This is a genomic window from Geodermatophilus arenarius (genome assembly GCF_042654585.1).
GTDB lineage: Bacteria > Actinomycetota > Actinomycetes > Mycobacteriales > Geodermatophilaceae > Geodermatophilus > Geodermatophilus arenarius.
The window spans coordinates 79191-98358 of the sequence record NZ_JBHSGR010000003.1 but is presented as its reverse complement, the minus strand read 5'-3'; the positions used below and the strand labels follow the sequence as shown (position 1 = coordinate 98358).

18 protein-coding genes are annotated in these 19168 nt (G+C 75.2%); 3 read left to right on the top strand and 15 right to left on the bottom strand.

Translation table 11 applies throughout. The features are described from left to right. Positions 1–12: 12 nt before the first annotated feature. Genes aspS through ACFO3M_RS04270 form a run of 4 tightly spaced genes read right to left on the bottom strand, consistent with a single transcriptional unit; the run spans position 13 to position 4754 of the window. Complete coding sequence (aspS, locus tag ACFO3M_RS04285; RefSeq protein WP_387986779.1) at positions 13–1788, bottom strand: aspartate--tRNA ligase; 1776 nt, start codon at positions 1786–1788, stop codon at positions 13–15. 28 nt (positions 1789–1816) lie between these two features. Then, complete coding sequence (locus ACFO3M_RS04280) at positions 1817–2797, bottom strand: aldo/keto reductase (RefSeq protein WP_387986776.1); 981 nt, start codon at positions 2795–2797, stop codon at positions 1817–1819. Continuing rightward, positions 2797–4074: a histidine--tRNA ligase gene (hisS, locus tag ACFO3M_RS04275; protein ID WP_387986773.1), complete on the bottom strand. Its 1278-nt coding sequence runs from the start codon at positions 4072–4074 to the stop codon at positions 2797–2799. Before hisS ends, ACFO3M_RS04280 begins: the two co-directional genes overlap by 1 nt. Then, entirely contained in the window at positions 4071–4754 is a 684-nt protein-coding gene (locus tag ACFO3M_RS04270; RefSeq protein ID WP_387986770.1) for an MBL fold metallo-hydrolase, read from the bottom strand. The genes hisS and ACFO3M_RS04270 overlap by 4 nt, the downstream gene beginning before the upstream one ends. A gap of 167 nt (positions 4755–4921) precedes the next feature. On the opposite strand from ACFO3M_RS04270, the gene ACFO3M_RS04265 reads away from it, so the two are divergent. The 3 genes from ACFO3M_RS04265 to ACFO3M_RS04255 all read left to right on the top strand — a co-directional run bounded on the left by ACFO3M_RS04265 (position 4922) and on the right by ACFO3M_RS04255 (position 7226). Continuing rightward, positions 4922–5782, top strand: a complete 861-nt coding sequence (locus tag ACFO3M_RS04265; protein WP_387986768.1) for a peptidylprolyl isomerase — start codon at positions 4922–4924, stop codon at positions 5780–5782. After that, a complete protein-coding gene (locus tag ACFO3M_RS04260) occupies positions 5779–6498 on the top strand; it encodes a peptidylprolyl isomerase (protein ID WP_387986765.1) in 720 nt (239 codons plus the stop codon). The genes ACFO3M_RS04265 and ACFO3M_RS04260 overlap by 4 nt, the downstream gene beginning before the upstream one ends. 80 nt (positions 6499–6578) lie before the next feature. Beyond that, positions 6579–7226, top strand: a complete 648-nt coding sequence (locus ACFO3M_RS04255; RefSeq protein ID WP_387986762.1) for a class I SAM-dependent methyltransferase — start codon at positions 6579–6581, stop codon at positions 7224–7226. Here ACFO3M_RS04255 and ACFO3M_RS04250 read toward each other — a convergent pair. The 11 genes from ACFO3M_RS04250 to ACFO3M_RS04200 all read right to left on the bottom strand — a co-directional run bounded on the left by ACFO3M_RS04250 (position 7216) and on the right by ACFO3M_RS04200 (position 19168). Continuing rightward, positions 7216–9639: a RelA/SpoT family protein gene (locus ACFO3M_RS04250; RefSeq protein ID WP_387986759.1), complete on the bottom strand. Its 2424-nt coding sequence runs from the start codon at positions 9637–9639 to the stop codon at positions 7216–7218. The genes ACFO3M_RS04255 and ACFO3M_RS04250 overlap by 11 nt on opposite strands. 90 nt (positions 9640–9729) lie before the next feature. After that, complete coding sequence (locus ACFO3M_RS04245) at positions 9730–10326, bottom strand: adenine phosphoribosyltransferase (protein WP_387986756.1); 597 nt, start codon at positions 10324–10326, stop codon at positions 9730–9732. Then, complete coding sequence (gene secF, locus ACFO3M_RS04240) at positions 10323–11708, bottom strand: protein translocase subunit SecF (protein WP_387986754.1); 1386 nt, start codon at positions 11706–11708, stop codon at positions 10323–10325. Before secF ends, ACFO3M_RS04245 begins: the two co-directional genes overlap by 4 nt. Continuing rightward, positions 11705–13390 carry a protein translocase subunit SecD gene (gene secD, locus ACFO3M_RS04235; protein WP_387986752.1) on the bottom strand — a complete coding sequence of 562 codons (1686 nt, stop codon included), beginning with the start codon at positions 13388–13390 and terminating at the stop codon, positions 11705–11707. The genes secF and secD overlap by 4 nt, the downstream gene beginning before the upstream one ends. Positions 13391–13400: 10 nt before the next feature. Beyond that, positions 13401–13766, bottom strand: coding sequence for a preprotein translocase subunit YajC (locus ACFO3M_RS04230; RefSeq protein WP_387986749.1), 366 nt, complete (start codon positions 13764–13766; stop codon positions 13401–13403). Between the two features lie 172 nt (positions 13767–13938). After that, the gene (gene ruvB, locus ACFO3M_RS04225) at positions 13939–15063 is read right to left on the bottom strand and encodes a Holliday junction branch migration DNA helicase RuvB (protein WP_456902765.1); all 1125 of its coding nucleotides are present in this window, start codon (positions 15061–15063) and stop codon (positions 13939–13941) included. Beyond that, entirely contained in the window at positions 15060–15698 is a 639-nt protein-coding gene (ruvA, locus tag ACFO3M_RS04220; RefSeq protein WP_387986746.1) for a Holliday junction branch migration protein RuvA, read from the bottom strand. Before ruvA ends, ruvB begins: the two co-directional genes overlap by 4 nt. Further along, a complete protein-coding gene (gene ruvC / locus ACFO3M_RS04215) occupies positions 15695–16261 on the bottom strand; it encodes a crossover junction endodeoxyribonuclease RuvC (protein ID WP_387986744.1) in 567 nt (188 codons plus the stop codon). Before ruvC ends, ruvA begins: the two co-directional genes overlap by 4 nt. A gap of 383 nt (positions 16262–16644) precedes the next feature. Then, positions 16645–17397, bottom strand: coding sequence for a YebC/PmpR family DNA-binding transcriptional regulator (locus ACFO3M_RS04210; RefSeq protein WP_387986741.1), 753 nt, complete (start codon positions 17395–17397; stop codon positions 16645–16647). 88 nt (positions 17398–17485) lie between these two features. Continuing rightward, entirely contained in the window at positions 17486–18607 is a 1122-nt protein-coding gene (locus ACFO3M_RS04205) for a heparan-alpha-glucosaminide N-acetyltransferase domain-containing protein (RefSeq protein ID WP_387986739.1), read from the bottom strand. Positions 18608–18628: 21 nt separating this feature from the next. Continuing rightward, positions 18629–19168 (bottom strand): hypothetical protein, encoded by a 540-nt coding sequence (locus tag ACFO3M_RS04200; RefSeq protein ID WP_387986736.1) that lies wholly within the window; start codon positions 19166–19168, stop codon positions 18629–18631.

Here is a 19168-nt window from a genome sequence, read left to right as displayed (position 1 = left end):
CCGGCCGGGCCCTCACCTGGTCGGGTCGCTCGGGCCGGGGGCGCCGGGCTCGCCGGGCAGCGCGGGCTCGTCGGCGACGGCGTCGATGCCCGCCTCCTTGCGCTGCGCGTCGGTGATCGGCGTCGGCGCGCCGGTCAGCGGGTCGTAGCCGGCGCCGGTCTTCGGGAACGCGATGACCTCGCGGATCGACTCGACCCCGGCCAGCAGCGCGGTCAGCCGGTCCCAGCCGAGCGCGGCGCCGGCGTGCGGCGGCGGGCCGTAGGCGAACGCCTCGAGGAAGAACCCGAAGCGCTCGCGGGCCTCCTCGCGGGACATCCCGAGGGTCTCGAACACCCGCTCCTGCAGCTCCGGGTCCGCGATCCGGACCGACCCGCTGGCCAGCTCGTTGCCGTTGACGACGAGGTCGTAGGCGTCCGACAGCGCGTCGGCCTTGTCCTCGGCGAACCGCTCCCGCCACTCCGGGGTGGGCGAGGTGAACGGGTGGTGCATGAACGTCCAGTCGCCGTCCTCGGTCTCCTCGAACATCGGGAAGTCGACGACGAACAGGAACGACCAGGAGCCGGGCTCGACGAGCTCCAGCCGCCGGGCGATCTCGTTGCGCGCGGCGCCGAGCAGCTCCTGGGAGGACCGGCGCGGGCCCGCGGCGAAGAACACGCAGTCCCCCGGGTTCGCGCCGACGGCGGCCACGAGGCCCTCGCGCTCGGCGTCGGAGACGTTCTTGGCCACCGGGCCGCCGAGCGTGCCGTCCTCGGCGACGGTCACGTACGCCAGGCCCCGGTAGCCCCGCGAGCGGGCCCAGTCCTGCCAGGCGTCGAACGCGCGCCGCGGCTGGGAGCCGCCGCCGGGCATGACCACCGCGCCGACGTAGGGCGCCTGGAACACCCGGAACGGCGTGTCGGCGAAGAACTCCGTCAGCTCGGTGAGCTCGACGCCGAAGCGCAGGTCGGGCTTGTCCGACCCGAACCGGTCCATCGCCTCGCGGTAGGTCATCCGCGGGATCTCGGGCACGTCGTAGGAGGCCAGCTCGCGCCACAGCGTCCGGACGACGTCCTCGACCACGGCCAGGACGTCGTCGCGCTCGACGAAGCTCATCTCGAAGTCGAGCTGGGTGAACTCCGGCTGCCGGTCGGCGCGGAAGTCCTCGTCCCGGAAGCAGCGGGCGATCTGGTAGTAGCGCTCCAGCCCGCCGATCATCAGCAGCTGCTTGAACAGCTGCGGGGACTGCGGCAGGGCGTACCACTTGCCCGGCTGCAGCCGCACCGGCACGAGGAAGTCGCGCGCGCCCTCGGGGGTCGAGCGGGTGAGGTCCGGCGTCTCCACCTCGGTGAAGCCGTGGCCGGCCATGACGCCGCGGGCGATCCGGTTGACCTCGCTGCGCAGCCGCAGGATCCGGGCCGGGCCCTGCCGGCGCAGGTCCAGGTAGCGGTACTTGTAGCGGACGTCGTCGCTGGCTGCCTGGTCGGTCTCGATCGGGAACGGCAGCGGCGCCGCCGGCGACAGCACACGCAGCTCGGCGGCGGCCACCTCGATCTCGCCGGTGGGCAGCTCGGGGTTCTCGTTGCCCGCCGGCCGCTGCCGGACCTCGCCGGTCACCAGCACGCAGAACTCGTTGCGGAGGGCGTGCGCCTCCTCCTCGCGGACGACGACCTGGACGTAGCCCGAGGCGTCGCGCAGGTCGACGAAGACGACGCCGCCGTGGTCGCGCCGGCGGGCCACCCAGCCGGCGAGGGTGACGGTGGAACCGGCGTCGGACGCGCGCAGCGTGCCGGCGTCGTGGGTGCGGAGCACGGTCAGGCCTCTCTCGGGGAAGGGTGGATCACCAGCGGTCGTGGACGTGCTGCCGGATGCGCTCGTCGTAGAGCCGCTCGAGGTCGGCGAGCTCGGCGTCGGTCAGCGGCGCGAGGTCGGCGGCGGCGACGTTCGACCGCACCTGCTCCACCGACCGGGCGCCGGGGATGACGCAGGTGACGCCCGGCTGCTGGACCACCCAGCGCAGCGCCACCTGGGCCGGCGAGCGGTCACCGCAGACGGCCGTGAACTCGCGCGCGGCGGCCACGCCGACCTCGTAGGGCACGCCGGCGAAGGTCTCGCCGACGTCGAAGGCGTCGCCGTTGCGGTTGAAGTTCCGGTGGTCGTCGGCGCCGAACGTCGTCGACTCGTCGTACTTCCCGGACAGCAGGCCGCTGGCCAGCGGCACCCGCGCCAGGATGCCGACGCTGCGCGCGGCCGCGGCCGGCAGCAGCTCCTCCAGCGGCTTGCGGCGGAAGACGTTGAGGATCACCTGGATCGTCGCCACGCCGGGGTGCTCCAGGGCGGTCAGCCCCTCGGCGACGGTCTCCACCGAGACGCCGTAGGCCGCGATCGCGCCGTCCTCGACGAGGGAGTCGAGCGCGTCGTACACCCGCTGGTCGGAGTAGACCGCGGTCGGCGGGCAGTGCAGCTGCACCAGGTCGAGGGTGTCGACGCCGAGGTTGCGCCGCGACCGGTCGACCCAGGCCCGCAGGTTCTCCGGGGTGTACTGCGCGGCCTCGAACGGGTCGGCGCGGCGGCCGGCCTTGGTGGCCACGAACGGCCGCTCCGACCGGGCGGCCAGCGCCTTGCGGATGCGCTCCTCGCTGCGGCCGTCGCCGTAGACGTCGGCGGTGTCGAGCAGCGTCACGCCGTCGTCGAGCGCCGCCTCCAGGACGGCGAGGGCGCGCTCGTCGTCGACGTCGCCCCAGTCACCGCCCAGCTGCCAGGTGCCCAGGCCGACGACGCCGACCTCCGCGCCGGTCCGTCCGAGGGGTCGGGTCTCCATCACTCGCTCACCACTCCCGTAGCAACCGCAGCTCTCAGCGCCTCGAACAGGTCACCCACGGGGACGGCGCGCTGCTCCCCCGTGCGCAGGTCCTTCAGCTGGCCGACGCCCTCGGCCAGGTCCCGCTCGCCGACGACGACCGCGTGCGAGGCACCCGACCGGTCGGCGGCCTTCATCGCGCCCTTGAGCCCACGGTCGCCGTAGACGGTGTCCGCGGACACACCGGCCTCGCGCAGCTGCCCGACCAGCCGGACCGCCAGCCGCTTGGCGTCGGCGCCCAGCGGCACGACGAACGCCCGCACGCCGGACGCGGCGGCGACGTCGAGCCCCTCGGCCTGCACGGCCAGCAGCGTCCGGTCGACGCCGACGGCGTACCCGATGCCGCTGACGTCCGGGCCGCCGAGCGCCGCGGACAGCCCGTCGTAGCGCCCACCGCCCCCGATCGCCGACTGCGCGCCCAGCCCGTGGTGGACGAACTCGAACGTCGTCTTCGTGTAGTAGTCCAGCCCGCGCACCAGCCGGGGCGCCTCGGTCCAGGTCACGCCGAGGTCGGTCAGGTGCTGGCGGACGGCGTCGTAGTGCGCCTTCGTGGAGTCCGACAGGTGGTCGACCATCAGCGGGGCGTCGTCGAGCTGGGCCTGCACCTCGGGCCGCTTGTCGTCGAGCACCCGCAGCGGGTTGATCTCCGCCCGGCGCCGGGTCTCCTCGTCGAGGTCCAGCTTCTCCAGGTAGGCGACGAGCAGCTCGCGGTACTGCGGCCGGCAGGTGGAGTCACCGAGCGAGGTGAGCAGCAGCTCGAAGTCCCGCAGGCCGAGGTCGCGGAACCCCTGCACGCCCAGCGCCACGACCTCGGCGTCCAGCGCGGGGTCGTCGACGCCGAGGGCCTCCATGTCCACCTGCGTGAAGTGGCGGTAGCGGCCGGCCTGCGGGCGCTCGTAGCGGAACGCCGAGCCGACGGTCCACAGCTTCACCGGCAGCGGCCCGGTGTGCAGCCGGTGCTCGATGAACGCGCGCATGAGCCCGGCGGTGAGCTCGGGGCGCAGCGTGAGCGATCGGCCGCCGCGGTCGTCGAAGGTGTACATCTCCTTCGTCACGACGTCGGTGGACTCACCCACGCCGCGGGAGAACACCGCGGTCTCCTCGAACACCGGCGTCTCGACGTAGCCGTAGCCGGCCCGCCGCAGCGGCGCGGTGAGCGTCTCGCGGACGGCGAGGAAGCGCGCCGAGTCCGGCGGCAGGACGTCGAAGGTGCCCTTGGGCGCGCTCAGCCCGCTCACAGTCCGCGTCCCCTCGGAGCCGACGCGGCGTCGGCGAGGTACGGGTTGGTCGCCCGCTCGCGCCCGATCGTCGTCGCCGGGCCGTGGCCGGGCAGCACGACGGTCTCGTCGTCCAGCGGCAGGACCACCTCGCGCAGCGAGGTGAGCATCGCCTCCCAGGAGCCGCCGGGCAGGTCCACCCGGCCGACCGACCCGGCGAACAGCACGTCGCCGGCCAGCAGGCCGGGGGCCTCCCCGAGGTCGAGGGAGAAGACCACCGATCCCCGCGTGTGGCCGGGCGCGTGGCGGACGGTCAGCTCGACGCCGGCCAGCGGGAGGACGGCGCCGTCAGCGAGCGGCTCGACCTCGGTGGGGTCGGGCAGCCGGACGCCGGTGATCAGCGGCGCCAGCGCCGGCCCGTGCCATCGCGCGGGGTCGGCGAGCATGCCCAAGTCGTCGGGGTGCAGGTAGGCCGGGATGTCGTAGCCCTCGCAGACGGGCAGCACGGAGAAGGTGTGGTCGAGGTGGCCGTGGGTGAGGACGACGGCGACCGGCTTGAGGCCGTCGTCGGCGAGCACCCGGGCCAGCGGCTCGACCGCGTCCATGCCCGGGTCGACGACGACGCACTCCTGGCCGGGCCCGGGGGCGACGGCGTAGCAGTTGGTGCCGAAGGCGCCGGCCGGGAACGAGCGGATGAGCACCCGTGCAGGTTACGCGGGGGATCGGGGCCGCTCCGGTCCGGCAACCGAGGGTCCACAGGAGCGGCACCTACACTCGCGGATCGACCAGCGGGGAGACCGCGGAGCGCGGCCGAGGCCGGGTCCGGACCCCGCGGAACGTCTCGTCCGTCCGAGGAGTGTCCCGACCCGTGCCGACCAACAAGCAGCGGCGGGTTGCCGCCCAGCGCCGCCTGCAGCGCCAGCTCGAGCGGCGCGCCGAGCTCGCCCGCAAGCGCCGTCGCAACCTGCTCGTCGTGGTGACCGTGATGGCCGTCGTGCTCGTCGCCGGGGCGGTGGCCCTGGTGGCCGGGCTCGGCGGGGACGACGACGACAGCGCCCAGGCCGCCGCCAGCAGCAGCTCGGCCGCCGCCACCGAGGGCACCGAGGCGACCGCGGCCCCGGCGGTCACCAACGCCGACGGAACCGTCACCTGCACCTACGCGCCCGACACGTCGGGCAACCCGAACCTGACCGACGTCGGCACCCCGCCGGACCCGGCCTCCACCCCGGCCAGCGGCACCGTGCAGCTGCTCATGAGCACCGACCAGGGCGACGTCCCCCTGACCCTCGACCGCGCCAAGGCCCCCTGCGCCGCGGCGAGCTTCGCCTTCCTCGCCTCGCAGCGGTTCTTCGACGGCAGCACCTGCCACCGCGAGGTCAACCAGCCGACCTTCGGCGTCCTGCAGTGCGGCGACCCGACCGGCACCGGCTCCGGCGGCCCGACCTACAAGTTCGCCGAGGAGGTCACGCCGGAGACGACCTACCCCCGCGGCACGATCGCCATGGCGAACAGCGGCACGCCCGGCTCCACGGGCAGCCAGTTCTTCCTCTGCTTCGTCGACACCGACCTGCCCCCGGACTACACGGCGGTCGGCACCGTGGACGAGGCGGGCCTCGCGGTGCTCGACACCATCGCCGCGGCGGGCAACGACGGCTCGTTCGAGCCGAGCCCCGGCGGCGGCGCCCCGAACCTGCCGGTGACCATCACCTCGATGACCGTCGTCGCGTGAGGCCGGCGCGGGCGGGCGCCGGTGTCACCGGCGCCCTGCTGGCGCTGTCGGCCTGCACGGGCACGGTCCCCGGCTCGGCGTCGCCGGTCCCCGACGGGACCGGCGACGCCGCGGGCGGCGGTGCGGGCACCGCGACGGTGGCCTGCGAGTGGGTGGCCGCCCGGTCGGGCAACCCCTACGCCGTGGAGGTGGCCCCGCCCGACGACGAGGTGCCCGCCGAGGGCACCGCGGCGCTGCGGATGACCACCAGCCTGGGCGAGCTGACGCTCACCCTGGACCGGGCCGGCGCCCCGTGCGCGGCGGCGAGCATGCTCCACCTGGCCGCGCAGGGCTTCTTCGACGGCTCCTCCTGCCACCGGCAGGTCGACAGCGAGGGCCTGCAGGTGCTGCAGTGCGGCGATCCGACCGGCACCGGCGCCGGCGGGCCGACCTACGCCTTCCCCACCGACGTCGACGGCGACGAGACCTACCCCCGCGGCACGGTCGCGATGGCCAACAGCGGGCAGGGCCTCGACGGCAGCCAGTTCTTCCTCGTCTGGGGCGACAGCTCGCTGCCGCCGGACTACACCGTCGTCGGCACCGTCGACGACGGCGGCCTCGCCGTCCTCGACGTGGTGGCGGCCAACGGCAACGACGGCTCGCTGGACCCCTCGCCCGGCGGCGGCGCCCCCACCGTCCCGGTGACGGTCACCTCGATGACCCCCGTGGGGGGATGACGGACGAAGGGCCCCGTCCTCCCCACCCCTCGCAGGCCCGGGGCGGGGCCCGGGACGGGGCCGGAGGGCACCTCGTGGCGGTGACCGCCCGACCTGATGCCTACGCGGGGTTCCCGCCCGGGTTCTTCGCGCGCGACGACGAGCGGCCCGACGCGGAGTTCTACGGCCCGCCGCGGCTGGTCACCCACATCGACGACGCCGCGATCGCCGCGGTCGGCGACCTCTACGCGGAGCTCGGCATCGACGGCTCGGCGCCGGTCCCCCGCCGGGTGCTGGACCTCATGTCCTCGTGGGTCTCGCACTTCCGCACCCCGCCGGCCGAGCTGGTGGTGCTCGGCATGAACGCCCGCGAGCTCGCCGCCAACCCCGCGGCCACCGGGCGGGTGGTGCAGGACCTCAACGCCGACCCGCGGCTGCCGCTGCCCGACGGCGACGTCGACGCCGCGGTGTGCTGCGTGTCGATCGACTACCTGACCCGGCCGATCGAGGTGCTCGCCGAGGCCGGGCGGGTGCTGCGCCCGGGTGGGCCGCTGGTGGTCACCTTCTCGAACCGCTGCTTCCCCACCAAGGCCGTGCACGGCTGGCTGGCGACGACCGACGAGCAGCACGGCGCGCTGGTCGCCGAGCTGGTGCGGCGCGCCGGCGCCTTCACCGAGCCGGAGGTGTCGCTGCGCACCCCGCCCGGCGCCGGGGACCCGCTGTACGCGGTGGTGGCGTTCAGGCGGTGACGCGCTCGACGTCGAAGACGCCCTCGACGTTGCGCACCGTCTGCAGCACCGCGCCCAGGTGCGCGGGGTCGGCCAGCTCGAAGGTGAACCGGCTGACCGCCACCCGGTCGCGGCTGGTCTGCACCGACGCCGACAGGATGTTGACCCGCTCGTCGGCCAGCGCCTTGGTGACGTCGGACAGCAGCCGGTGCCGGTCCAGCGCCTCGACCTGGATCGAGACGAGGAACACCGAGCCGGGCTGGCTGGCCCACTCGACCTCGACCAGCCGCTCGCTCTTGCGCCGCAGGTCCGCGGCGTTGGTGCAGTCGGTGCGGTGCACGCTCACCCCGCCGCCGCGGGTGACGAAGCCGAGGACGTCGTCGCCGGGCACCGGGGTGCAGCACTTGGCGAGCTTGGCCCAGACGTCGCTCATCCCGTGGACGACGATCCCGGGGTCGCCGCTGGCCGGCCGGCGGTGCAGCGGCCGCCGCGTGGGGATCGCGGTCTCGGCGATGTCCTCGACCGCGCCCTCGGCGCCGCCGAGCGCGGTGATCAGCTTGTCGACCACCGACGCCGCGGAGATCTGGTTCTCCCCCACCGCCGCGTACAGCGCGGTGACGTCGGCGTAGCGGAGGTCCTTGGCCAGCGTGACCAGCGCCTCGCCGCCGAGCAGCCGCTGCAGCGGCAGGCCCGCCTTGCGCATGGCGCGGGTCAGGGCCTCCTTGCCGGCCTCGACGGCGTCGTCGCGGCGCTCCTTGGTGAACCACTGGCGGATCTTGGTCCGCGCGCGGGAGGAGCCGACGAAGGACAGCCAGTCCTTCGAGGGGCCGGCCGTGGGCGAGCGGGAGGTGAAGATCTCGACGACGTCGCCGTTGGACAGCTTGCTGTCCAGGCTGACCAGCGTGCCGTTGACCCGGGCGCCGATGCAGCGGTGGCCGACCTCGGTGTGCACCGCGTAGGCGAAGTCCACCGGCGTCGACCCGCCGGGCAGGCTCATGACGTCGCCCTTGGGCGTGAAGACGAAGACCTCCTGCGGACCCAGGTCGTAGCGCAGGGTCTCGAGGAACTCGCCGGGCTCCTGGGCCTCGCGCTGCCAGTCCAGCAGCTGGCGCAGCCACAGCATGTCGTCGGGCGTGCCGGCCTTCGCGGCGCCGAACTCCCCCGGGCCGGGCTTGCCGCCCTGCCGCGCCTTCTCCTTGTACTTCCAGTGCGCGGCGATGCCGTACTCGGCGGTGCGGTGCATGTCGTGCGTGCGGATCTGCAGCTCGACCGGCTTGCCCTGCGGCCCGATGACCGTCGTGTGCAGCGACTGGTACATGTTGAACTTCGGCATCGCGACGAAGTCCTTGAAGCGCCCGGGCACCGGCTGCCAGTGCGCGTGCATGATGCCCAGCGCCGCGTAGCAGTCGCGGACGGTGTCCACCAGGATCCGGATGCCGACCAGGTCCCAGATGTCGGTGAAGTCCCGGCCGCGGACGATCATCTTCTGGTAGATCGAGTAGTAGTGCTTGGGCCGGCCGGTGACGACGGCCTGGATGCCGGCCGCCTTGAGCTGCTCGGTGACCGCCGCGGTCACCTCGGCGAGGTAGGTGTCGCGGGAGGGCGCCCGCTCGGCGACCAGCCGGACGATCTCGTCGTAGCGCTTGGGGTAGAGCGTGGCGAACGCGAGGTCCTCGAGCTCCCACTTGATCGTGTTCATGCCCAGGCGGTGGGCCAGCGGGGCGAGGATCTCCAGCGTCTCGCGCGCCTTCTTCTCCTGCTTCTCCGGCGGGAGAAAGCGCAGCGTGCGCATGTTGTGCAGCCGGTCGGCGAGCTTGATGACCAGCACCCGGGGGTCGCGGGCCATCGCGACGATCATCTTGCGGATCGTCTCGGCCTGGGCGGCGTCGCCCAGCTTCACCTTGTCGATCTTGGTGACGCCGTCGACGAGGTGGGCGACCTCGGGGCCGAAGTCCGCGCTGATGGCCTCGAGGGTCTTGCCGGTGTCCTCGACGGTGTCGTGCAGCAGCGCGGCGACCAGCGTCGTGGTGTCCATCCCGAGCCCGGCGAGCACGGTGGCCACGGCCAGCGGGTGGGTGATGTAGGGGTCGCCGCTCTTGCGCTTCTGGGTGGCGTGCGCGGCCTCGGCGACGTCGTAGGCCCGCTGCAGCAGCGCGAGGTCGGCCTTGGGGTGGCTCTGCCGGTGCAGCGCGGCCAGCGGCTCGAGCACCGGGCGGACCTCGCTGCGCTGGCCGGCGACGATGCGGCGGGCCAGCCGGTCGCGCACCCGGCGCGGGCGGGCGGGGGCGCCCTCCTCCGGCGGCTCGCTGCCGACGTCGTCGGGCCGGCGGACCAGCGGCCGGGACGGCAGCGGGGCGCGCTGGTCCTGCGGCGGGGCCGGGTCCTCCTCGGGCCGCGCGCCAGCCACGCGGGTGGCGGGCGCGTCGGGTGCCACGGCGACTCCTGCGGAGGCTGAGGAGGAACGACCGGCACCATGCTAGCCGCGCCCGCCAGGGGTGCGGCGCCACCGGGCCGGGGCTCCTCCTCAGGTGGTCCAGAGGGTGTGCACGGCGTGCGGGGCGAGGCGCTCGCGGCCGCCGAGGGCGGCCAGCTCGACGACCACCGACACCGCGGTCACCACGCCTCCGAGCTCCTCGACCAGCGCGACGGAGGCCGCCAGCGTGCCGCCGGTGGCGAGCACGTCGTCGACCAGCAGCACCCGCTGCCCGCGGCGCAGCGAGTCGGTGTGCATCTCGACGGTCGCGGTGCCGTACTCGAGCACGTACTCGGCGGCGATCCGCTCCCGGGGCAGCTTGCCGGCCTTGCGCACCGGCACGACGCCGACGCCGGCGTGCAGCGCGACCGCCGCGGCCAGCAGGAACCCGCGGGCCTCGACGCCGACCACGACGTCGAAGCCCGGGTCGCCGGGGCGGCCGTCGTCGGTGTGCGCGACCGCCGCCGCCCGCGGGTCCACCAGCACCGGCGCGGCCAGGCCCTCCACCATGCGGCGGAAGGCCGGGCCGTCGGCGAACACCGGCGTGAGGTCGCGGAAGACGACCCCGGGCTCGGGGAAGTCCGGGACGTCGACGGCCAGCGAGGCGATGAGCTCGTCGAGGGGCGGCAGCGCCTCGGCGGTGCTCACCGGCGCTTCTTCGCCCCGCCCGGCCGCTGCGGCCGGACGCCCGGTCGCGGCGCCGCGGTGGCGCCGCGCGGCCGGCCGGCGTCGGGACCGACCGAGGCCGGCGACTCGACGACGACGTCGGCCTCCGCCGGGCCCAGCGACCCGGCGTCCCGCTGGGCGAGGGCCAGCCCGCCGCGGGGGGCGCCGCCGCGGGCCCGGCGGGCGCTGGCGACAGGCCCGGCCGCGGCGCGGGCGCCCTGACGGGCGGCGGCCGAGCGGCGGGCGAGCACCCGCTTGCGCAGCGCGACCACCTCGGGCTCGCGCTCCTTGAGGTCGGCGACGATCGGCGTGGCCAGGAAGATCGACGAGTAGGCGCCCGCCGCGAGACCGACGAACAGCACCAGCGCGAGGTCCTTGAGCGTGCCGACGCCGAGCAGGCCCGCCCCGACGAACAGCAGCCCGGCCACCGGCAGCAGCGCGATCACCGAGGTGTTGATCGAGCGCATGAGGGTCTGGTTGACCGCGAGGTTGGCCGCCTCGCCCCAGGTCATGCGCGCGCTCTGCGCCAGGCCGCGGGTGTTCTCGTCGACCTTGTCGAAGACGACGACGGTGTCGTAGAGGGAGAACCCGAGGATGGTCAGCAGGCCGATGATCGTCGACGGCGTGACCTCGAAGCCGACGAGCGAGTAGACGCCCGCGGTGACCACGAGGTCGTGCAGCAGCGCGGCGATGGCGCCGACGGCCATCTTCGGCTGGAACCGGATGGCCAGGAACGCGATGACCGCGGCGAGGAACACCGCCAGCGCGATGAGCGCCTGGTCGGTGATGTCCTGGCCCCACTCGGCGCTCACCGACTCGGGGCTGACGGCACCCGCGTCGACGCCGGCGGCGTCCGCCACCGCCTCGACGACCGCCCGCTCGCCCTCGTTGTCCAGCGCGCCGGTGCGCAGCAGGATCTCGTCGCCGCCGACCACCTGCGCCGAGGCGACGTCGGCGCCGGCGTCGGTGGCGGCCTCGCGCACCTGCTCCAGCTGCTCCGTGCCGCCGGGCAGCCGGAAGCTGTTGCCGCCGGCGAAGTCGATGCCGAAGTTGAAGCCGCGGAACACCATCGAGGCGATGCAGACCAGCACGATCACCGCGGTGACCTTGTAGATGAGCCGGCTGCGGCCGACGACGTCGAGGCCGGCCTCGCCGTTGTAGAGGCGGTGCGCCAGGGAGGCCCGCCGTCCGGGGCGGCGGGCCGCGCTGCCCTCCGCCGGCAGGCCGGCGTCGGCCAGCGCGGCGTCGGCGGCGGCCGCGGCGGCGTCCGCGGCCGCCGCCGCGCCGGCCGCGCGGGCCTCGTCGGCCTCGGTGCCCACCGGCACCGGGGTGTCCTGCCCGGTGTCGTCCCTGCGGCCGGTCATGCCCTGCTCCTGTCCTGCGACGCGCGGGCACCCGACCCGGCGCCGACCAGTTCGCGCTCCGCGCGCACGGCCGGGGCGGCCGAGCGCAGGGACCGGTCGACCTGGCCGAGGCCCGAGAACCGGCTCGAGCCGAACGACCGGAACCGGGCGAGCACGGCCATCAGCGGGTGGGTGAAGAGGAAGACGACGACCAGGTCCAGGACCGTGGACAGGCCGAGGGTGAACGCGAAGCCCTTCACGTCGCCGATGGCCAGCCAGTAGAGGATGGCCGCGGCGAGGAAGCTGACCGCGTCGGCCGAGAGGATCGTGCGGCGGGCGCGGACCCAGGCGCGCGGCACCGCTGAGCGCAGCGTCCGGCCCTCGCGGATCTCGTCCTTGAGGCGCTCGAAGTAGACGACGAACGAGTCCGCCGTGATGCCGATCGAGACGATGAACCCGGCGATGCCGGCGAGGCTCAGCGTGAACCCGATCTCCCGGCCCAGCAGCACGAGGCTGGCGTAGACCACGACCGCCGACAGCAGCAGGCTGACGATCATGACCAGGCCCAGCAGCCGGTAGTAGACCAGCGCGTAGACGAACACGAGCGCGATGCCGATGGCGCCGGCGATGAGCCCGGCCTTGAGCTGCTCGGCGCCGAGCTCGGTGGAGATCGACTGGGCGGTGGCCTGCTCGAAGGTCAGCGGCAGCGCGCCGTAGCGCAGCTGGTTGGCCAGCTCCTCGGCGCCGGCCTGGTCGAACGAGCCGGTGATCGTCGTCTGGCCGTTGATGGCGCCCTGGATGGTGGGCGCGGAGACGACCCGGCCGTCGAGGGTGAAGGCGACGTTGGTGCCGACGTTGGCGGCGGTGTACTCCGCCCAGGTGGCGCGGCCCTCGGAGTTGAAGTCCAGCAGCACGACCCACTCGCCGGTGGTCTGCTGCGTGCCGGCGCTGGCGTCGGCGATCTCGGTGCCCTCGATGATCGTCGGGCCGAGCAGGTACTTCTGCGTGCCGTCCTCGCTGCACGCGGCGACGTAGTCGTCGGGGCGGGCGACCTCGCTGGTGGTGTCCTCGGGGGCGCAGGTCAGCGTCGCGTACTGCGCCGCGGCCTCCTCCTGGGTCACCGCGGGCCGGTCCGGGTCGAGCGCGGGGTCGCTCACCGCGCCGTCGCTCGGGGTGGCGGAGTCCGTCGTCGCGGCGTCGGTCGGGGTGGCCGCGTCGGTCGGGGCCGCGCTGTCGGTGGGTGCCGCGGAGTCCGTCGGCGTGGCGCCGTCGGTCGGCGTCGCGGAGTCGCTCGGCGTCGCGCCGTCGGTGCTCTCGGCGGGCGCGGCCGCCTCGGGGCCGGTGACCACCGGGCGGAAGCGCAGCTGGGCGGTCTGGCCGAGCTCGCGGGCCTGCTCGCCGTCGTCGCCGGGCACCGAGATGACGATGTTGGCCTCGCCCTCGGTGACCACCTCGGCCTCGGCCACGCCGAGGCCGTTGACCCGCTGCTCGATGATCTGGCGGGCGAGCTCGAGGTCCTCGGGTGCCGGCGCCTGCCCGTCGGGCGTGCGCGCGGTCAGCGTGACCGTGGTCCCGCCGCGCAGGTCCAGGCCGAGCTGGGGGGTGCGGTCGGAGCCGGTGAGGAAGATCAGGCCGTACATGACGGCCACGATCAGGACCAGCGCGCCGAAGTAGCGGCGTGCCGGCAGGGCGCGGTTGGCCACGGGTCCTCCGTCAGAGGGTCTTGCCGGTGGAGCCGTCGCCCGGCCGGTCGTCCCGGGGCGTGGTCTCGTCCGGGGCGGGCTCGACCACGGTCTCCCCCGACACCACCGGGCCGGGCACCTCGCCGGCCACCGGGCGGACCTGGAGGACCGCCTGCCGGGCGTAGGTCACGACGACGCCCGGGGCGATCTGGACCTGGATGGTGGCCGGGTCGTCGAGACCGGCCACCGTGCCGTACACGCCGCCGGCCATGGTGACCGGCACGCCGATCGCCAGCGCCGACTGGGTCTGGGTCTGCTGGCGCTTGCGGGCCCGCGCGGGGAGCACGACCAGCGCCACGAACGCCAGGACGAGCAGGAGCAGGGGGAACAGTTCCACGACGGGAGTGCCTCTCTACCGCGTCGGCTGCACGCGGTCGGTGCGGCCCGGGTCGGGACCGCTCGGGTACGTCGGTCGTGGCGCGCGGGGCACCGTCCGCGCCGACACGGGATCGCACGGCCGGGACCGGTCGGCCCGGGGAGGGCCGAGTTGCGCGCCAGCGCCGATGAGTCTAGGCGTCGAAGAGCGGTTCCGACGACGCGCCCGGGTCACGCGGGACGGCTGTGACACCCCCGAGGGGGATGCCGCCGCGCGGCACCGGGTGGCCGAGGTGCCGCCAGGCCGCCTCGGTGGCCACCCGCCCGCGGGGGGTGCGGGCGAGCAGGCCGGCGCGGACGAGGAAGGGCTCGCACACCTCCTCGACGGTGGTGGGCTCCTCCCCCACCGCGACCGCCAGCGTGGAGACGCCGACCGGGCCGCCGGAGAAGCGCACGACCAGCGCCTCGAGCACCGCCCGGTCCAGCCGGTCCAGCCCCAGGTCGTCGACGTCGTAGAGCGCCAGCGCGGCCTGCGCCACGGCACGGGTGACCCGGCCGTCGGCCTCGACCTCGGCGTAGTCGCGCACCCGGCGCAGCAGCCGGTTGGCGATGCGCGGCGTCCCGCGGGAGCGGCCGGCGATCTCGGCCGAGCCGTCGTCGGTGAGCTCGACGCCGAGCAGGTCGGCGCTGCGGGCGAGCACCTGCTGCAGCTCGGCCGGCTCGTAGAACTCCATCTGCCCGACGAAGCCGAACCGGTCGCGCAGCGGCCCGGTCAGCAGCCCGGCACGGGTGGTCGCGCCGACCAGGGTGAACGGGTTGATCTCCAGCGGGATCGCGGTGGCGCCGGGCCCCTTGCCGACGACGACGTCGACCCGGAAGTCCTCCATCGCCATGTACAGCAGTTCCTCGGCGGGCCGCGCGATGCGGTGGATCTCGTCGATGAACAGCACGTCGCCGGGGCCGAGGTTGGACAGCATCGCGGCGAGGTCGCCGGAGCGCTCGATCGCCGGGCCGCTGGTGATCTTGACCGAGGTGCCGAGCTCCGAGCCGATGATCAGCGCGAGGCTGGTCTTGCCGAGCCCGGGCGGGCCGGACAGCAGCACGTGGTCCGGCGGGCGGCCCCGGCGCTTGGCGCCCTCGAGGACCAGCGCGAGCTGGCGGGCGACCTTGGGCTGGCCGATGAAGTCGGTGAGCGAGTGCGGCCGCAGCGCGGACTCGACCACCCGCTCCTCGTCCCCGGCCTGCGGGGAGACGGCGAAGTCGCGGCTGATGCCGGACTCCACCTCGCCGGTCAGCGACCGGTCGAACGGGGCGCTCACGACCGGCCCAGCAGCTGCAGCGCCTGGCGCAGCAGCAGCGCGACGTCGACCCGGCCGGTGCCGGCGAGCTGCTCGTCGGCGACCGGGGCGAGGGCGGTGAGCGCGGTGTCCGCCTCCTTGGTGGACCAGCCGAGCCCGACCAGGGCCGAGGACAGCTGGTCGCGCCAGGGCGCCACCGGGGTGACCGGCGCGAGGCCGGCCGGGGCGGGGCCGTCCAGCTGGGTGTCGGTGGTGGTGGCGCCGAGCCGGTCGCGCAGCTCGAGGATCAGCCGCTCGGCGCCCTTCTTGCCGATGCCGGGCACCTGCATGAGCGCCTTGACGTCGGCCGTGGACACCGCGCGGCGGACCTCGCGCGGCGGGTGGATGGCCAGCACCGCCTGCGCCAGCCGCGGGCCGACGCCGTTGGCGGTCTGCAGCAGCTCGAACAGCTGCCGCTCGTCGTCGTCGGCGAAGCCGTAGAGGGTGAGGGAGTCCTCGCGCACGACCAGGCTGGTGGCCAGGCGGGCGTCCTCCCCCACCGCGAGCCGGGCGATGGTGCCGGGCGTGCACTGCACGGCCAGGCCGATGCCGCCGACCTCGACGACCGCGCCCTCGGGGCCGACCGCGGCGACCCGGCCGCTCACCGAGGCGATCACCGGGACACCCCCCGCCAGCGCGGCAGCGTCCGCTGCACCACCGGCGCGCCGATGCCGCCGGCGATCGCCGCGACCCGCAGCCGGTCCTGGGCCGGGCCGCGCCACACGTGGCAGACCGCCAGCGCCAGCGCGTCGGCGGCGTCGGCCGGCTTGGGGGCCGACGTCAGCCCCAGCACCCGGGTGACCATGAGGGTGACCTGCTCCTTGTCCGCGCGGCCGTTGCCGGAGATGGCCGCCTTGACCTCGCTGGGCGTGTGCCAGGCGACCGGCCGGTCTGCCTGCGCCGCGGCCAGCGCCGCGACCCCGGCCGCCTGCGCGGTCCCGGTGGCGGTGCCCTTGTTGTTCTGGGTGAAGACCCGCTCGATGGCCACGACGTCGGGCCGGTGCTCGCGCAGCAGCGCGGTGACCTGGGTGTGCAGCTCCAGCAGCCGCAGCTCCAGGTCCAGGTCCGCGGAGCTGCGGATCACGCCGACGCCCACGGCGGCCGGGCGCGCGCCGGGACGGCCGTCGACCACACCCCAGCCGCACCGGGTCAGCCCCGGGTCGATGCCGAGCACCCGCATGCCCGCTCCCCCTCTCACCGAACGCGTGTTCGACCGCAACCGTAACCGTCCCCGACGACGGCCCCGGGACGCAACACGCGGCACGGTCCGGGGAGCGACACGCGGGCGCTCAGCCGACCCCGGCGGCCACCAGCGGCGCGGCGCCCGGGTCCGGCCACCTGGGCGGAGCCGCCGGTGTCGACGTCCAGCGGCAGGGCGGCGGGCGGGCTCCGGCGCGGCGGACCGTCGCCGCGGCGCCCGGGGTGGGCGGCGCGACCCCGCCGAGCCCACCCGCGTCCGCCGGGCGCCGCGGGAGGCGGCGCGTCGCCCCGTGCCGGGGCCGGCGGACCGGATCGGGCCGCTGCCGGTGTGGCGTCCGGGGCGGCCGGTGCGCCGGTGGCGCCTCAGCCGACCTTCTCGAGCACCTCGTCGGAGACGTCGTAGTTGGCGTAGACGTTCTGGACGTCGTCGAGGTCCTCGAGCGCGTCGATGAGGCGGAACACCTTGCCGGCGCCCTCCTCGTCGAGCTCGACGGTGACGCTGGGCACGAACCCGGCCTCGGCCGAGTCGTAGTCGATGCCGGCGTCCTGCAGCGCGGTGCGGACGGCGACCAGGTCACCGGGCTCGCAGACGACCTCGAAGGTGTCGCCGAGGTCGCGGACCTCCTCGGCGCCGGCGTCGAGGACCGCCATGAGGACGGTGTCCTCGTCGACGCCGTCGGCCTGCGGGACGACGATGACGCCCTTGCGCGTGAACAGGTAGGACACCGAGCCGGGGTCGGCCATCGAGCCGCCGTTGCGGGTCATCGCGGTGCGCACCTCGGAGGCCGACCGGTTGCGGTTGTCGGTGAGGCACTCGACGAGCACCGCGACGCCGCCGGAGGCGTAGCCCTCGTAGGTGATCGACTGGTACTCGACGCCACCGGCCTCGGCGCCCGAGCCGCGCTTGACCGCGCGGTCGATGTTGTCGTTGGGGACCGAGGACTTCTTCGCCTTCTGGATGGCGTCGTAGAGCGTCGGGTTGCCCGCCGGGTCACCGCCACCGGTCCGGGCGGCGACCTCGATGTTCTTGATCAGCTTGGCGAACAGCTTGCCGCGCTTGGCGTCGATCGCGGCCTTCTTGTGCTTGGTGGTCGCCCACTTGGAATGGCCGCTCACGACTGTCCTCCCTCGTCCCGACGCCCGGCACCGGCGCCCGGACGCACCGGTCGATCCTACCGGCGGCGCGCCGGTGCCCGTTCCCGCCTCAGGAGCCGGCCGCCCGCCGCGAGCTCCAGGCCAGCAACCCCTCCAGCGGTCCGCGACCCAGCCGGGAGCGCCACGCCGACGCCAGCAGCAGGGCGGTCAGGCTGAAGCGCGCCCACAGCCCCCAGTCCCGCCCGTACTCGACGTCGAGCACGGCGATGGCGACGATCTGGGCGGTGTAGACCGACAGCGCCAGCGCACCCACCGAGGCGACCGGGTGGGTCAGCCGCGGCAGCAGGTCGGCGACGACCAGGCACACCCCGAGGACCGCGACGGCGACCCCGCCGGACCCGACCACCTCGAACGGCGTGCTGCTGTGCGGCTCGGCGCCGGCGAACCAGGCCGGGTCCCAGCCGCCGGCGGCGCCGAAGCCCTCCTCGATCCCGGCCGGCCGCTCCCCCGGCGCGAACGCCCGGGTGGTCAGCCGGCCGCCGAGGTAGCCGAGCACCGCCGTGACCGCCCCGCCGGCGACCAGGCACGCGCGCACCCGGGCGGCGCCGAGGTCCAGCCGCCCCACCGCGAGCCCCACGAGCACGAAGGCGAGCCACACCGCCGCCGGGTAGTAGCCGGTGAACAGCAGGAAGGCGAACGCGCCGTCCTCCTCGCCCTGCCCGGTCGCGTACCGCCCGGCCGCCAGCGTGAGCGGCGGCCCGGCCAGGGCGACGACGGCCGCGGCGGCCAGCAGCCGCGCCGGGGACCAGCGCAGGAACGGCAGCGCGAGCACGAACAGGACCGCGTAGACGCCGAGGATGATCGCGACGAAGGTGTCCAGCAGCTCCAGGACGCCGCCGATCGCGAACACCCAGGCGGCGCGGACGAGGACCCGGGTCCGGGCCCGCGCGAGCTCGTCGTCCGCGGGCGGGGTGCGCCCCCCGGACAGCAGCGCGATGGACACCCCGGCCAGCGTGGCGAACAGGATCGACGAGCGACCGTCGACCACCGCGCGCCAGGTGGCCGGGTCCCAGCCGAGGTCGCCGGTGTCGCCGAGGTGCGCACCGAACATGCCGAGGACGGCGAGCCCGCGGGCGAGGTCGACACCGCGCAGCCGCCGGCCCGCCGGCCGCTCCCGCACCGGGCCCGCGGCGGGAGGCGCGTCCCCGGCCTCGTCCTGTCCCGTCGTCATGCGGTCGTCCACCGCGGGCGCTCAGGCGCGGGGCGTCCCGGCGCCGGTCGGGACGGCGTCCAGGCCGTCCTCGACGTCGAAGAAGCGCGGCAGCGGCCGGTCGGCGTGCAGCCGCAGCAGCCGGGGCAGCCGGCGCTGCCGCAGCAGCGCGGTGTCCCGGACGGCGTCGTTGTAGAAGCGCCGGGCCAGGGCCATGCGGGCCTCGGCCTCGGCCAGCTCGGCGAGCAGCTCCGCGGGGACCCCCGGCAGCTCCGCCGGGAGGCCGCGCAGCTCCCGGCCCAGGGTGTTCTCGGCCAGCTCCCGGTCGCCGGCCGGGGTCCGGCGCGCCTCGTAGGCGGCGGTCTTCAGCCGGGACGCGCGGTCCTCACCGAGCGCGGCGCTGTACCCGGAGGACAGGTCCTCGGCCAGGGCGGCGCGGGCGCGCAGCCGGTCCTCGAGCACCGTCCGCGCGCGGGCGACCCGGGCCTCCAGCCGCCGCAGCCGGGTGAGCGTCCAGGCGGTCCAGGCCAGGAGGAGGACGACGACGACCGCGGCGACGAGCAACCAGGCGCCGGGCGTCAC

Coding starts and splice junctions, on each gene's coding strand:
- ACFO3M_RS04280 (WP_387986776.1), bottom strand. CDS start 2,797: ATGGAGACCCGACCCCTCGGACGGACCGGCGCGGAGGTCGGCGTCGTC.
- secF (WP_387986754.1), bottom strand. CDS start 11,708: ATGACCGGCCGCAGGGACGACACCGGGCAGGACACCCCGGTGCCGGTG.
- ruvC (WP_387986744.1), bottom strand. CDS start 16,261: ATGCGGGTGCTCGGCATCGACCCGGGGCTGACCCGGTGCGGCTGGGGT.
- ACFO3M_RS04205 (WP_387986739.1), bottom strand. CDS start 18,607: ATGACGACGGGACAGGACGAGGCCGGGGACGCGCCTCCCGCCGCGGGC.